Source organism: Methylobacterium longum, assembly GCF_022179385.1.
In the GTDB taxonomy this organism is placed as follows: domain Bacteria; phylum Pseudomonadota; class Alphaproteobacteria; order Rhizobiales; family Beijerinckiaceae; genus Methylobacterium; species Methylobacterium longum.
The window spans coordinates 285,111-299,111 of record NZ_BPQS01000003.1; the positions used below are offsets into that span (position 1 = coordinate 285,111).

Consider the following 14,001-nt stretch of genomic DNA (forward strand, 5'->3'; position numbering starts at 1 on the left):
CCTTCGAGGCCCGCTGACGCGGGCCCCGCGGGATGAAGGGGCGGGAGATCCCCGAGCCAGCCGACGCCGAGCGCCGGCCCACCCGAAACGGATATCCCGGAGACCCCCGATGACCGCCGTGGCCAAGATCGTTCACAACACCCCTGAAATCGAGGCCGAGCCGGACCTGACCGACGGCTTCCACCTCGTCATCGACGCGCTCAAGCTCAATGGCATCGAGACGATCTACGGTGTCCCGGGCATCCCGATCACCGACCTCGGCCGCATGGCCCAGGCCGAGGGGATGCGGGTGATCTCGTTCCGGCACGAGCAACATGCCGGCAACGCCGCGGCGATCGCGGGCTTCCTCACTCAGAAGCCGGGCATCTGCCTCACCGTCTCGGCCCCGGGCTTCCTCAACGGCCTCACGGCGCTCGCCAACGCCACCACCAACTGCTTCCCGATGATCCTGATCTCGGGCTCCTCCGAGCGCGAGATCGTCGACCTGCAGCAGGGCGACTACGAGGAGATGGACCAGCTCGCCATCGCCAAGCCCCTGTGCAAGGCGGCCTTCCGGGTCCTCCACGCGGCCGATATCGGCATCGGCGTAGCCCGCGCGATCCGGGCCGCCTGCTCGGGCCGGCCGGGCGGCGTCTATCTCGACCTGCCCGCCAAGCTGTTCGCCCAGGTGATGGATGCCGAGGCCGGCCGTCAGTCGCTGGTCAAGGTGATCGATCCGGCCCCGGCGCAGCGCCCCGCCCCCGAGGCGATCGCCCGGGCGCTGGACGTCCTGAAATCCGCTAAGCGGCCGCTGATCGTGCTCGGCAAGGGCGCCGCCTACGCGCAGGCCGACGAGGCCATCCGGGCGCTGGTCGAGACCAGCGGCATCCCCTACGTGCCGATGAGCATGGCCAAGGGTCTCCTGCCCGACACCCACCCGCTCTCGGCCGGCGCCGCGCGCTCCACGGCGCTGAAGGACTCGGACGTGGTCCTGCTGATCGGCGCCCGGCTCAACTGGCTCCTGTCGCACGGCAAGGGCAAGAGCTGGGGCGAGCCGGGCTCGACCAAGTTCATCCAGATCGACATCGAGCCCCGCGAGATGGACTCGAACGTCGAGATCGTGGCGCCCGTCGTCGGCGACATCGCCTCCTGCGTGCAGGCGCTGCTGGACGGCATGGGCAAGGGCTGGCAGCAGCCCCCGTCCGACTGGATCGAGACGCTCAAGACCAAGCGCGACGCCAACATCGCAAAGATGGCGCCGAAGCTCATGAGCAACGCCTCGCCCATGACCTTCCACGCCGCCCTCGGGGCGCTGCGCACCATCGTCAAGGAGCGGCCGGACGCGATCCTGGTCAACGAGGGCGCCAACACCCTCGACCTCGCCCGGGGCATCATCGACATGTACCAGCCGCGCAAGCGCCTGGACGTGGGAACCTGGGGCATCATGGGCATCGGCATGGGCTTCGCCGTCGCGGCCGCGGTCGAGACTGGCAAGCCGGTCCTCTGTGTCGAGGGTGACAGCGCCTTCGGCTTCTCCGGCATGGAGGTCGAGACCATCTGCCGGTACGGCCTGCCGGTCTGCATCGTGGTGTTTAACAACAACGGCATCTACCGCGGCACCGACACCGACCCGACCGGTCGCGATCCCGCCACCACCGTGTTCGTGCCGGATTCCCGCTACGACCGGATGATGGAGGCCTTCGGCGGCGTCGGCTACCACGTGACCACGCCGGACGAGCTGACCCGGGCGGTCAACGAGGCGATGAACTCGGGCCGTCCCGCCTTGGTCAACGCCGTCATCGACCCGGCCGCCGGCAGCGAGAGCGGCAATATCGGCAGCCTCAACCCGCAGAGCGGCATCAAGAAGAAGAAGTGAGGTCGGCGGGCCGAAGGCCCTGACCCGACGCGCGTTACGACGGCCGGATCGCTCAGCGGTCCGGCCGTTTTCAATGGAGTCGCGCACTTCCTTCGGCCCGGGACGCGGCGCGAACGGAGCAAGCCAGGGACTTCGCGCCATGATCGATCCCGATCTCGCCGGACGACTTCACTTCCGTCACCGTCTGCCCGACCGCGAGCCGCTGGCGCCGGGCCGGCACGACCTGGGCCTCTTTGCCGAGCGCGACGCCGTGCTGGTCGTTCCCGCGGGGCTCGATCCGCGCCGTCCCTGCCGGCTCGTGGTGCTGTTCCACGGCGGCGGCGGCAGCGCCGCGCGGATCCTGCCGATGCTGGAGGCCCATGCGCAGGCGGAGCGATTTCTGCTCCTGGCGCCGCAATCGCTGTTTCCGACCTGGGACCTCGTCATCGGCGGCCACGGACCGGACCGGGAGCGGGTCTCGGTCGCGCTGGCCGCGGTGGCGGACCGGTTCCTGCTCGACCCAGACCGTCTCTGTTTCGCCGGCCACTCGGACGGGGGCAGCTACACGCTGTCGCTCGGCCTCGCCAACGGCGACGTAGCGCGCCACCTGATCGTCTCGTCGGCCGGCTTCCTGTCCGTGCATATGCAGGTCGGCGCGCCCCGAATCTTCCTGTCGCACGGCGTCCGCGACGAGCAGATCCCGATCAATCGGAGCGCGCGCATCCACGTGCCCAAGCTGCGGGACGCCGGCTACGACGTGACCTACGTGGAATATGACGGCCCCCACGCGCACCAGCCGCCAATCGTCGCGCAGGCCGTGGCGTTCATCATGGCGAGCGCGGCGTAGCGGGTCACAGCCAAGGTCGATGCCGGTTGCCGTGGAGATTCCGGGCACCGCCGGTGGCGTTGCGACACGCCGCGCCGCCCGACGCTTCGGTGATCCCAGGGCCACCCCGATCTGAGGGGGCCGCAGCATGGCGGAGGCCGAGAAGGCGACGTCCAGAGGACGCTGCGGTCTCCGGAGAGCACCGGCGCGGCAGGAGGCGTTGCAGCTCGGGATGAGGGATCAGGTCCGATCTCGGTCTGCGTGGACGGGCGAGGCCCTGTCTGCGTCGCGGAGAGGGCGAACGAAACCGGGTGTGGTTTCTCATAGAAAAAGGACGGCGCCCGGAGGCGCCGTCCTCTCTCAGGATCGCGAAGGCTGGCGCTGGATCAGACCGCACGGGCCTCGTGCATCGCCTGGATCTGCTCCCGCGTGTATCCGAGGCCTTCCAGCACCTCGTCGGTATGCTCGCCGAGCAGCGGCGAGGCCTTCACCTCGACCTGCATGTCGGAGAACTTGATCGGGCTTCCGACGGTCAGGTACTTGCCGAGCTTCGGATGCGCCACCTCGACGACGGTGCCGCTCTCGCGCAGGGACTTGTCCTCGGCGATCTCCTTCATCGACAGCACCGGCGCGCAGGGGATGTCGTAGGTTCGCAGGATGTCCACCGCCTCGAACTTGGTCTTGTCGGCGAGCCATTCCTCGATCGTCTTGAAGATGTCGAAGATCTTGTCCTGACGGGCGCGGGGCGTGTTGTAGCTCGAATCGGTGATCCACTCCTCCTTGCCCAGCACCTTGCAGATCGGCGCCCAGGCATGGCCCTGGATGGTGAAGTAGATGTAGGCGTTCGGGTCGGTCTCCCAGCCCTTGCACTTGAGCACCCAGCCGGGCTGGCCGCCGCCGCCCGCGTTGCCGCCGCGCGGCACCACGTCGGAGAACTCGCCGTGCGGGTACTGCGGGTACTCCTCGAGGTAGCCGAGCGCGTCGAGGCGCTGCTGGTCCCGCAGCTTCACGCGGCAGAGGTTGATCACCGAGTCCTGCATCGACACGGCGACCTTCTGGCCCCGGCCGGTCTTGTTCTTCTGGTGGAGCGCCGTGAGGATGCCGATAGCGAGGTGCATGCCGGTGTTGGAGTCACCGAGCGCCGCGGCGCTGACGGTGGGCGGCCCGTCCCAGAAGCCCGTGGTCGAGGCGGCACCGCCCGCGCACTGGGCGACGTTCTCGTAGACCTTCAGGTCCTCGTAGTGGTGTCCGTCCGAGAAGCCCTTCACCGAGGCGAGGATCATGCCCGGGTTCAGCTCTTGGATGCGCGCCCAGGAGAAGCCCATCCGATCCAGCGCGCCGGGGCCGAAATTCTCGACCATCACGTCGGAATCCTGGATCAGCTTCTCCAGAACCTCCTTGCCGGCCTGGGTCTTGGTGTCGAGGGTGAGCGACCGCTTGTTCGAATTCAGCATCGTGAAGTAGAGGGCGTCCGCGTCCTCGACGTGGCGCAGCTGCGTGCGGGTCACGTCGCCGGCCCCGGGGCGCTCGACCTTGATCACGTCGGCGCCGAACCACGCGAGCAACTGCGTGCAGGCAGGTCCCGCCTGGACGTGGGTGAAGTCGATGATCTTGATGCCTTCCAGCGGCTTGCTCATTGGGCGTTCTCCCTGTGCGCTTCGGTGATCGTGTCCTTCGGACCGTCCGGCGGGCTCAAGACCCTTGGCTGGCACGGTCCGCGGAGGCTTCGAGTTCGGCCACGCGCTGACGCAGGCGCTTCTCCTCGGCCCAGCGCTCGGTCTCGTCGCGGATCACGGCGACGATCCCGGTCACCCGGTGGGAGGCATCCCGCACCATCCCCACCGTGAAGGCGATGGAGAGCTGGCGGCCGTCCTTGTGCAGTGCCGGCACCCGCAGGGTCTCCGCCCCGTAGCGGGTCTCGCCGGTACGCATGGTCTTGGCGTAGCCGTCCCAGTGACGGCGCCGATGCCGCTCGGGCGTGATGAGATCGAGGGTCTGGCCCAGCGCCTCGGCGGCGGTGAAGCCGAAGATGCGCTCGGCGGCCGGGTTCCACACGGTGATGGACCCCTCCGGGTCCGACACCACCACGGCATCGCCGATCGCCGCGGACAAGCTCAGGCTGCCGTCCGGGATCCGCGCATCCGCCATCGGCTCAGGATCCGGCACGAACCGGGCCGGTCGAGACGCGAGGGCGTCCGTCGTTTCCTTTCGCGCACACGCCATCGAATTCGGCTTGGATCGTCATTGGCCCCCCTGCCCGCTCCGGAGCTAAAGTTCCAACTTGCGTCGACGCCTCGGCTCCGCCCCCTGGCTGACTTGGTATTTGGTATGCCAAATCTGGAATGCCGTCAACGCTGGCGCTTACAAAAGGCACTTTCCTTCCAGCTCGCCTCCGCCGCACCTCGGGCGGGATTGGCGGATCGGCCGCCGCGGCCGGGTGACGCCGGAGCTTCCCGCTCTTTGATGTCCGCAATTGGGAATGTTCCGTTGCTGCGAGAGGCCACGCGGCGAATTCGGCCGCTTCCTGATGTCCCGCGAAGCCTGCGTCCTCGTTCGCCGCGCGCTGGTAGTCAGGTCCTGCCGCGGAGACATGCCCTGCTCCATCCCCCGGACCGCGCGTACCAGGGATCACGCAGTTCGACGGACGTACATCTCCGCGCCGGGCCATCGCGGCGCGAAGACATGCTTTTGCCGTGTCGCCGTGCGAGAGCGGCGCCCGGTCGGTGGTGCCCAGCAGCGGCGGACCGACCTACGGATCGACCTTCAGGGCCGGGAGGCCGGGAACCAAGCCATGAACATGGAGATCCGGAGAGCCGAGGGGCAGCCGGTCACGACCACTGACCGGCAGCAGGCGATTTCCGAATCGCTGCGGCAGATCGCGCGCATGTCGCGCTTCGCCGATCGCAAGAAAGGCATTCGGTCCTATCACAACCAGGTCAAGAACGATCCTTGGATCCCGATCCTGTTCGTGATCTGCTTCGTGCTGCCGGTGCTGGCGGGCGCGATCTACTACGGCCTGATCGCATCGAACCGCTACGTGAGCGAGGCGCGGTTCGCGATCCGCCCGGCGATCGGCGCCAGCGAGAAGGGCTCCTCCGAGGGAGGATCCGGGTCCGGGTCCACCTCCAGCGTCCAGAGCCAGATGGCCGCTCAGGACACGATGATCACCCGTGAGTACATCCTGAGCCGGCCCATGCTGGAAATCCTCGAGGCGCAGCTGCCGCTGCGCCAGTGGTTCAGCAGCGACAGCATCGACTACTTCTCGCGGTTCGACCCGGAGAAGCCGATCGAGAAGTTCGTTCGCTACTGGAAGCGGCGCGTCGATGTCGAGGTCGAGGCGGGGTCCGGAATCATGTCGGTGACCGTCGCGGCGTTCGACCCCGACCATTCCCTCGCCATCGCCCGGGCCATCGTGAAGGAGGCCGAGCGGATGGTGAACGATCTCAGCGTCCGATCCCGCACGGAGGCGATGGCCGAGAGCACCCGCGAGCTGAAGCTCGCCGAGGAGCGCATGACCAAGATCCGCCTCGCGACGCGGGATCTGCGTCACCAAGAGGGGGTGCTCGACGCGGAGAAGTCGAACATCGCTAACCTCAAGATGATCGCAGAGCTGCGCTCGGCCCGGATTAACCTCGCGGTGCAGCTTGCCATCGGCCAGCGCGACCTCGGCCCGGAGGCCCGCCGGATCCTCGACATCAAGCAGCAGATCAAGGATCTCGATGAGAACGTCGCCCGGATCGAGCGCCAGTCCGCCAGCCAGGATCCGGAGCAGAAGCGCCTTCTCTCCGATGCGTTGACGCGGTTCGAGACGTTGGACAGCGACCGCAAGAATGCCGAGAAATACTACCAGCAGGTGTTCACCGCCTACGAGCGGTCGCGCATCATCGCGGCCCGGCAGGTTGAATTCTTCAGCCCGATCGTAGAGCCCGTGAAGGCGACATCCTCCGTCGAGCCGCGGCGCATGCTGATGATCACCCTGATCACGGCGGGTGCCGCTCTGCTGTTCGCGGCTTCCATGTTTGCCCGGAAGACGATGGCCTGAGCGGTCATTCGCGGCGCCGAGGCAGCGCCGCGCTGCCGGCGCCCAAACTCGCCGCTCCGGCGACCGATCGCTTCATCCGGTCTTGTCCGCCCGGCGCGGCTCATGCCCCGAAGGCATCCCGGCCTGGGGAAGCGTTGCGCGCGCCACCCCTTACTCGCCTGCCGGGATGCAAACCGCGAAGGAGCGCTGCCGAGCCCATTAGATCAACTGACGGCTTCCCGGTCGCCTCGCCGCCTTAAGGAGCGGTTTGAGGCGGGATCGCAATCGCCCGGCCAAGCCGCGTCGGCGCGCGGCTTCTAGGAGGCCGAACGATCGGCCGACGGGCCCACGGAGCCGCCGGTCCAGCCCTGCGCCCGCCAACCTTCGGCGCGCTCGTCGAGGTCGATCGAGCCCGCCCGGTTGAGGAGGCTCAGGGCGCGGTCGGCCTGGGTCTCATCAGCTCGCACGGTCACCAGCGTGCCGCCGCGGCGGACGCCCTCGGCGTAGGTCTCCGCCTCACCCTCGCTCAAACCCGCCCCCGTCAATCCGCCGATCAGCCCGCCGGCCGCGGCTCCGACGCCGGCGCCCGTCACGGCGGCCACCAGCCACCCGGCCGCCACCACGGGACCGAGACCCGGTATGGCGAGAAGTCCGAGGCCGGCGAGCAGGCCCGCGCTGCCGCCCAGGACCGTCCCGACCGTGGCGCCGGTCCCGGCGGAATCCGTGGCATCCGCCACCACGGGCGCGGTCCCACCCGGGGGCTGTTCGGACGGCTGCGGCGTAGGTCTCCGGGTGTCGGCCCGATTCGAGATGATGCTGATGTCGGTATGCGGGATGCCGGCGGCCTCCAGCTGGTCCACCGCGCTGGCGGCGGCGTCGTAATCGTCGAACAGGGCGGTCAGGGCGCGTGCGGCCATGGGAATCTCCGCGAACCTCGGGTCTGCGCCCGAACGAGTGACGGCAACGCGGCCGGCCCGAGTGACGCGGGGCGGGCCCGAGAGGTTGCCGACCGGTCAAGCGGCAGACCCAACCCAGGTTCCAGGGGTCGGCGGTGTAAAACTTAACGCCGCGCTAACCATCCGCCCGGCAGATCTTGCCGGGTACGCCGTAGGGAAGGTTTTCCGGCGGGCGGCGACGGGTGGGATCGATGGCGGAGACGGCGAGCGCGCCGGCACGGGTTGGAGCTGCCGCGATCCTGAGCCAGCTCACGCTGCCCACGCGCGGCGACCTGCAGGCGCTGTCCAAACGCTCGGATCTGCTATTCGCCACCGGCGTCATGGCAATCCTGGCGGTGCTGATCTTCCCGCTGCCGGCGATCCTGCTCGACCTGCTCCTGGCCGTATCGATCATCCTGTCGGTGCTGATCATGATGACCGGCCTGTCGATCGACAATCCGCTTGAATTCACCGTCTTCCCGACCCTGCTGCTCATCGCCACGATGCTGCGGCTCGCCCTCAACCTCGCCTCGACCCGCCTGATCCTGGGTCACGGCCACGAGGGCACCGCGGCGGCCGGCCACGTGATCGAGGCGTTCGGCCACTTCGTCATGGGCGGCAACTTCGTCATCGGGATCATCGTGTTCGCAATCCTGATCATCGTGAACTTCGTCGTGATCACGAAGGGCTCAGGACGCATCGCCGAGGTCGCCGCCCGCTTCACCCTCGACGCCATGCCGGGCAAGCAGATGGCCATCGATGCGGACCTGTCGGCTGGCCTGATCGACGAGAAGGCCGCCAAGGCCCGCCGCGCGGCCCTGGAGGAGGAATCATCCTTCTTCGGCGCCATGGACGGTGCCTCGAAGTTCGTCCGCGGCGACGCCGTGGCGGCCCTGCTGATCACCTTCATCAACGTGGTCGGCGGCATCATCATCGGGGTGGCGCAGCAAGGCCTCAGCTTCGGCGACGCCGCCAAGAGCTACACGCTGCTCACCATCGGCGACGGGCTGGCCAGTCAAGTACCGGCGCTGATCGTCTCCACGGCCGCGGGCCTCCTGGTCTCGAAGGCCGGCGTGAAGGGCGCGGCCGACAAGGCGCTGGGAAAGCAGCTCGCGCACTATCCCAAGGCCCTCGGCATGTCGGCGGCCGTGATGCTGCTGATTGCGCTCCTGCCCGGCATGCCGATGCTGCCGTTCCTGCTGCTGGGCGGCGGCGCGGGTTACGCCGCATGGCGGATCAACAAGACCGCCAAGGAGGCGCCGCCCCTCGACGCGACGGGCGCCCCCATGGACGCCAAGGCGGTGGCGGCCGCGGCGGCCGCCAAGGAGGAGACGGTCACCGACCTCCTGAAGCTCGACGACCTCAAGCTCGAGATGGGCTACGCCCTGCTGGCCCTCGTCAACGGCGAGGGTCAGGATCGACTCACCGACCAGATCAAGGCCCTGCGCCGCCAGCTCGCGGCGGAACTCGGCTTCGTGATGCCGTCCGTGCGCATCCTCGACAACGTGCAGCTCGACGCCAACACCTACGTGGTCCGGGTCAAGGAGATCGAGGCCGGCACGGGACGGATCTTCCCGGGCCAGTTCATGGCGATGGACCCGATGGGCGGGCAGGTGCAGTTACCCGGCCAGCACCTGCTGGAGCCGACCTTCGGATTGCCGGCCACCTGGATCGACGCGGCGCTGCGCGATCAGGCGCAGCTCAAAGGCTACACGGTGGTCGACGCCGCCACGGTCGTCTCGACCCACCTCACCGAGGTGATCAAGGCCCACGTGTCCGAGTTGCTCAACCACGTCGAGGTCTCGAAGCTGCTGCGCGAGTTGCCGAAGGAGCATGCCGAGCTGCTTAAGGAGATCGTGCCGTCGCAGATCTCGACCACCGGGGTCCAGCGGGTGCTGCAGTTCCTCCTCGCCGAGCGGGTCTCGATCCGCGACCTGGGTGCGATCGTCGAGGCGATCGCCGAGGTGGCGGGCGGGGTCAAGAATCCCCGCGACGTGGTCGAGCACGTTCGCGCCCGGCTCGGCCGGCAGATCTGCGCCCAGTATCAGGACCACGGCGGTACCCTGCCGATCATCACCCTGTCGCCGGCCTGGGAGCAGGCCTTCATGGAATCGATCGTGGGCGAGCGCGAGGAGCGCTACCTCGCGATGCAGCCCTCCAAGCTTAGCGAGTTCGTCACTGCCGTCCGCGACCGGTTCGAGGCGGCTGCGCGCCAGGGCGAGATGCCGGTCCTGGTGACCTCGGCGCAGACGCGCCCCTTCGTCCGCTCGATCATCGAGCGCTTCCGTCGGGAAACCCCGGTGATGAGCCAGGCGGAGATCCACCCGCGGGCGCGGCTGCGGACGGTCAGCTCGATCTGATTGATCGGGCCGGTGGATGCCTGCGGCGATCACCGCCGAAGGATGGCCGGGGGATGGTCGCTGAAACGATGTAGGTCCGGACGGACCATCCCATCCCGACCGCGTCGATCCGGGACCGCGGCGCAGTCCGCGGTGTCTCGATACGCACGACACTCCGTGTTCGCGCTGTCCCGGGTCCGGGAGTCCGGCTTCGCCTGCGGCGCCCCGGAATGCGCGGTTGGGCCGTCCTCCAGCCTGGGTTCGCGAGACGAAGATGCGAACGGCGTTCGCGCCGCGGCCTCGTGATGCGATGCCCCGGGCGGACGCCCGCGTCCCTCAGATCGCCTTCTGCTTGAGCTCCCGCTCCAACTCGTGAGCGTCGAGTCCGGGAACGATCACCGGCGGCTCCGGCACCGTGACCGCCTTCGAACCGTTCGCGCCCGAGCCGATCGCGGCGGCCAGACGCGAGCGCTCGAAGGCGATCACGACGACGACCGAGACGAGGGCCGGAATCCAGAAATAGAAGATCCGGAAGATGATAACGGCCGCGATGATCGCGTCCTTCTGCGCCTCGTCGGTGATGTGCATCGCGGTGATGAACACGATCTCGAAGACGCCGAGGCCCCCCGGGGCATGGGAGGCGAGCGCCACCGAGAACGATGCGAGGAAGATCGCCAGGACCGGGATGAAGCCGGGGTTCATCGCCTCCGGAAGGGCGAAGTAGATGATGCCGGCCGCGCCCAGCAGTTCGAGGGGGGCCGCCAGCAGCTGGCGGCCCATGATGCCGGGGCGCGGGTATTCGAGCTTGAACGAGCGGATGTGAAGCGGGCGCAGCCGCAGGATCGAGCCCAGCACGTAGAGGGCGACGAAGCCCAGCATGCCGATGCCGACCGCGAGCGCGGTCTTGGGATCGGTGAGGAAGCCGGGGAGCTTGCCCTCGAGGCGCGAGAGCAGGGTCGGATCGACCACGAGGGTGAACCCGCCGAGCAGGATCGTGCCGAGGAAGAAGGTGAACGAGCAGAGGGCCACCAGCACGGCCACCTGGGCGGCGGTCAGCCCCTTCGCCGTATAGGCCCGGTAGCGCACGAGGGCGCCGGAGAAGACCGAGGCGCCGATATTGTGCGAGAGCGCGTAGGTCGTGAACGAGCAGAGGGAGACGAACAGCAACGAGATGTGGCGGACGCCCAGGTGTAGAAGCGCGATCCGATCGTACCAGGCCAGCGCCGCGTAGGCGACGAGCGTGGACAGGGCCGCGAGCAGGATCCGGTGCGGCGGGATCGCGAGGATCGCCGCCCAGATCGCCGACAGCGACGTCGTCTTCAGCTCCTGGTAGAGGAAATAGCCCGATACGACCACGGCGGCGAGGCCGATCAAGGGCCAGATGAACTCGCTGAGCTTCTTCATAAATACCGACGCCCCGGGAAGAGCCCCTGATGCGCCGGCACGCGACGCGCTGCAAGCGGCCTGACGACCACAGCGCCCCCCCTTGTCAGCTGATCGTGACGGTTTCGTGCCGCCCCGGGACGCCGCCCGCGACGGGTCCGCCGGACCGCCCCGGTCAGCCCCGGGCGCGGTTCAGGCCGATGCCGTCCATGGCGGCCTGATCGCGGGCCGCGTCGGCGGCACGCTCGGCGGTGCGCTCGCGGTCGTTGAGGATCTCGACCTTCTTCAACTCCTCGAAGGCCTCACCGAGTTCGGCCTTCGCCTCGGCGAGCTGCTCCTCCAGGGCCTGGGCGGACTGGCGCATGTTGTCCCGGCGGGTGGCCGCCGCGCGGGCGTAGGTCGGGTAGGCGAAGTGGCCCACGTCGGTGATGCCCGCCCGCGATTCCTCGACGGCGACCTCCCGGTCGAGTTCCACCGCCATGCGCTGGAAGTCGGCCATCATCATCTCGATCTGGGTCACGCGCCGCCGCTTCTCGTCGACCTGGAAGCGGCGCAGGCGGATCAGCGTGTCACGCGATTTCATCAGGACGCTCACTCCACGCAACGCTCAGGGCCGGCCCGAGGATCATGCCCCGCCCGTGCCCCTGAACGAACCTGCCGGAGGCAGATCCGCTCGGGTACTCACTCGGCATCTGATCCGCTGGCGCGATGGCTCCAGAACGGCGCATGAGGCCTAGGCCCCGCCGAGGATCTGGCCGAGCCGTGCGTAACCATCGCCGATGGACGTTGCTTCTTCCTTACCCTGCCCCAGAAAAGCCTCAAGCTGGGGCATGAGCGCCACGGCTTCGTCGACCTCCTGCGACGCGCCCGCGCGGTAGGCGCCGAGGCGGATCAGCTCCTCCATGTCGGCGTAGGTCGACAGCACCCGGCGCGCCCGCCGGACCACCGGCAGATGGGCCGGATCGCAGGCGCGCGGCATGGTCCGCGAGACCGAGCGCAGCACGTTGATCGCAGGGTAGCGGCCGCGCTCGGCGATCGCCCGCTCCATCACGATATGGCCGTCGAGGATGCCGCGCACCGCGTCGGCCACCGGCTCGTTGTGGTCGTCGCCCTCGACCAGCACGGTGAACAGGGCCGAGATCGTCCCCTGCCCCACGCCGGGTCCTGCGCGTTCGAGCAGGCGCGGCAGTTCGGAGAACACCGTCGGCGTGTAGCCCTTGGCGGTGGGCGGCTCGCCGGCCGCGAGGCCGATATCCCGCTGGGCCATCGCGAACCGCGTGATCGAATCGATCATGCAGAGGACCTTGGCGCCCTGGTCGCGGAAATGCTCGGCCACCGACAGGGTCACGTAGGCGGCGTTGCGGCGCATGAGCGCCGGCTCGTCGGAGGTCGCCACCACGACGACCGAGCGGGCGAGACCGGCCGCTCCGAGATCGTCCTGGAGGAACTCCTGGACCTCGCGGCCGCGCTCGCCCACCAGCCCGATCACCGCCACGTCGGCGGCGGTGTAGCGGGCGAGCATCGAGAGCAGCACCGACTTGCCGACCCCGGAACCCGCGAATATCCCCATCCGCTGGCCGGCGCACATGGTCAGGAACGTGTTGATGCAGCGGACGCCCAGATCCAGCGGTCCGCCGACGCGGGCCCGGGCATGGGCCGGGGGCGGGTCGGCGCGGAGCGCGTAGACATCCGCACCCTGCGGCAAAGCTCCCAGCCCATCCACCGGCCGCCCCAGGGCATCGACCACCCGGCCGAGCCAGCCCGCCGACGGGCGGATCGCTCCGGCCGATTCGTCGCGCACGTAGGCCGGGCAGCCACGCCGGACGCCGTCCAGCGAGCCGAACGGCATGGCGAGGGCGCGGTCGCCCTGGAAGCCGATGATCTCACAGGGCACCAGCCCGAGACCGTTCGCTCCCTCGACGTCGATCCGGCCGCCGAGCCGCATGGCGGCCACGGGGCCGGCGACTTCCACCAGCAGCCCGCGGATCGCCACCACGCGCCCGAACGTCTCCAGCACTTCCACCCGCTCCAGGGCTGCCCTGGCCGACGCCAGGGAGGACACGGACCTTGCCGAATCTCTTGCCGGATCGTGTGTCATCCGCCTGGCCCTCAACGCTTCGTTTACCGGCCTCCTTAACACTGCGGTCAACGGGCTCGTAGCGGCTCGATCCGGGTCTCGGTCGCGGCCGGGCAATACGAAGTCGTACCGCTGTGTCGCCGCGATCACAGCGGGGATCGAAGCGTGACGGGGGAAGTACTTACGCCGACGGGGGCGGACGGTTCGAACGCGGGCGGCGCGGAATCAGGCTCTGAAGTGCGGTGGGGGAAACGCTGTTTCTCCTGTCAAGCTCATGGAACTGCGAACGCGGCGCTTGCGGTCGGGAAACAGGTTTTGTTAACGATTAATCCATAGCGTTCACGTCTAGGGCGACGTAGCGCCCGTCCACAGGCCGGTGGCGGGCGAGCGGTAAGGACGTGTCTGCGCGCTGATGCGGCCGGCTGGGCTGGGGACCGACGATGCGGGTACTTTTGATCGAGGACGACAGCGCCACCGCGCAGAGCATCGAGCTGATGCTCAAGTCCGAGAACTTCAACACCTACACCACCGACCTCGGGGAAGAGGGTGTCGATCTCGGTAAGCTGTACGACTACGACATCATCCT

11 protein-coding genes are annotated in these 14,001 nt (G+C 68.6%); 5 read left to right on the plus strand and 6 right to left on the minus strand.

Annotation, left to right across the window (positions count from 1 at the left end; genetic code table 11):
• Window positions 1-109 precede the first annotated feature (109 nt).
• Window positions 110-1,855 carry an oxalyl-CoA decarboxylase gene (oxc, locus tag MFF58_RS04750; protein ID WP_238285681.1) on the plus strand — a complete coding sequence of 582 codons (1,746 nt, stop codon included), beginning with the start codon at window positions 110-112 and terminating at the stop codon, window positions 1,853-1,855.
• Between the two features lie 139 nt (window positions 1,856-1,994).
• The gene (locus tag MFF58_RS04755) at window positions 1,995-2,681 is read left to right on the plus strand and encodes an alpha/beta hydrolase (protein WP_238285682.1); all 687 of its coding nucleotides are present in this window, start codon (window positions 1,995-1,997) and stop codon (window positions 2,679-2,681) included.
• Window positions 2,682-3,046: 365 nt separating this feature from the next.
• Here MFF58_RS04755 and frc read toward each other — a convergent pair whose 3' ends face one another.
• On the minus strand, window positions 3,047-4,297 hold the full coding sequence (frc, locus tag MFF58_RS04760; RefSeq protein WP_238285684.1) for a formyl-CoA transferase: 1,251 nt from the start codon (window positions 4,295-4,297) through the stop codon (window positions 3,047-3,049).
• Window positions 4,298-4,352: 55 nt separating this feature from the next.
• Window positions 4,353-4,808, minus strand: coding sequence for a PAS domain-containing protein (locus MFF58_RS04765; protein WP_238285686.1), 456 nt, complete (start codon window positions 4,806-4,808; stop codon window positions 4,353-4,355).
• Window positions 4,809-5,451: 643 nt separating this feature from the next.
• On the opposite strand from MFF58_RS04765, the gene MFF58_RS04770 reads away from it, so the two are divergent.
• The gene (locus tag MFF58_RS04770) at window positions 5,452-6,702 is read left to right on the plus strand and encodes a KpsE/RkpR family capsule polysaccharide export protein (RefSeq protein ID WP_238285688.1); all 1,251 of its coding nucleotides are present in this window, start codon (window positions 5,452-5,454) and stop codon (window positions 6,700-6,702) included.
• Between the two features lie 296 nt (window positions 6,703-6,998).
• Here MFF58_RS04770 and MFF58_RS04775 read toward each other — a convergent pair whose 3' ends face one another.
• Window positions 6,999-7,598 (minus strand): hypothetical protein, encoded by a 600-nt coding sequence (locus tag MFF58_RS04775; protein ID WP_238285689.1) that lies wholly within the window; start codon window positions 7,596-7,598, stop codon window positions 6,999-7,001.
• A 230-nt stretch (window positions 7,599-7,828) separates the two neighbouring features.
• Here MFF58_RS04775 and flhA point away from each other — a divergent pair, with 230 nt between their 5' ends.
• Window positions 7,829-9,976 carry a flagellar biosynthesis protein FlhA gene (gene flhA, locus MFF58_RS04780; protein WP_238285690.1) on the plus strand — a complete coding sequence of 716 codons (2,148 nt, stop codon included), beginning with the start codon at window positions 7,829-7,831 and terminating at the stop codon, window positions 9,974-9,976.
• Between the two features lie 315 nt (window positions 9,977-10,291).
• Here flhA and MFF58_RS04785 read toward each other — a convergent pair whose 3' ends face one another.
• The 3 genes from MFF58_RS04785 to fliI form a co-directional block, all read right to left on the minus strand.
• Window positions 10,292-11,359 carry a lysylphosphatidylglycerol synthase domain-containing protein gene (locus MFF58_RS04785; protein ID WP_238285691.1) on the minus strand — a complete coding sequence of 356 codons (1,068 nt, stop codon included), beginning with the start codon at window positions 11,357-11,359 and terminating at the stop codon, window positions 10,292-10,294.
• Between the two features lie 154 nt (window positions 11,360-11,513).
• Window positions 11,514-11,921 carry a flagellar export protein FliJ gene (gene fliJ / locus MFF58_RS04790; protein WP_238285692.1) on the minus strand — a complete coding sequence of 136 codons (408 nt, stop codon included), beginning with the start codon at window positions 11,919-11,921 and terminating at the stop codon, window positions 11,514-11,516.
• Between the two features lie 150 nt (window positions 11,922-12,071).
• Window positions 12,072-13,436, minus strand: coding sequence for a flagellar protein export ATPase FliI (gene fliI / locus MFF58_RS04795; protein WP_238285693.1), 1,365 nt, complete (start codon window positions 13,434-13,436; stop codon window positions 12,072-12,074).
• A gap of 419 nt (window positions 13,437-13,855) precedes the next feature.
• Between fliI and MFF58_RS04800 the strand changes: the two genes are divergently transcribed.
• Window positions 13,856-14,001: response regulator (locus MFF58_RS04800; protein WP_505744319.1), on the plus strand; the 146-nt coding region annotated here is incomplete at its 3' end.

Bases quoted from the DNA above. Each gene is read 5' to 3' on its own strand.
- oxc (WP_238285681.1), top strand. From the start codon at position 110: ATGACCGCCGTGGCCAAGATCGTTCACAACACCCCTGAAATCGAGGCC.
- MFF58_RS04755 (WP_238285682.1), top strand. From the start codon at position 1,995: ATGATCGATCCCGATCTCGCCGGACGACTTCACTTCCGTCACCGTCTG.
- frc (WP_238285684.1), bottom strand. From the start codon at position 4,297: ATGAGCAAGCCGCTGGAAGGCATCAAGATCATCGACTTCACCCACGTC.
- MFF58_RS04765 (WP_238285686.1), bottom strand. From the start codon at position 4,808: ATGGCGGATGCGCGGATCCCGGACGGCAGCCTGAGCTTGTCCGCGGCG.
- MFF58_RS04770 (WP_238285688.1), top strand. From the start codon at position 5,452: ATGAACATGGAGATCCGGAGAGCCGAGGGGCAGCCGGTCACGACCACT.
- MFF58_RS04775 (WP_238285689.1), bottom strand. From the start codon at position 7,598: ATGGCCGCACGCGCCCTGACCGCCCTGTTCGACGATTACGACGCCGCC.
- flhA (WP_238285690.1), top strand. From the start codon at position 7,829: ATGGCGGAGACGGCGAGCGCGCCGGCACGGGTTGGAGCTGCCGCGATC.
- MFF58_RS04785 (WP_238285691.1), bottom strand. From the start codon at position 11,359: ATGAAGAAGCTCAGCGAGTTCATCTGGCCCTTGATCGGCCTCGCCGCC.
- fliJ (WP_238285692.1), bottom strand. From the start codon at position 11,921: ATGAAATCGCGTGACACGCTGATCCGCCTGCGCCGCTTCCAGGTCGAC.
- fliI (WP_238285693.1), bottom strand. From the start codon at position 13,436: ATGACACACGATCCGGCAAGAGATTCGGCAAGGTCCGTGTCCTCCCTG.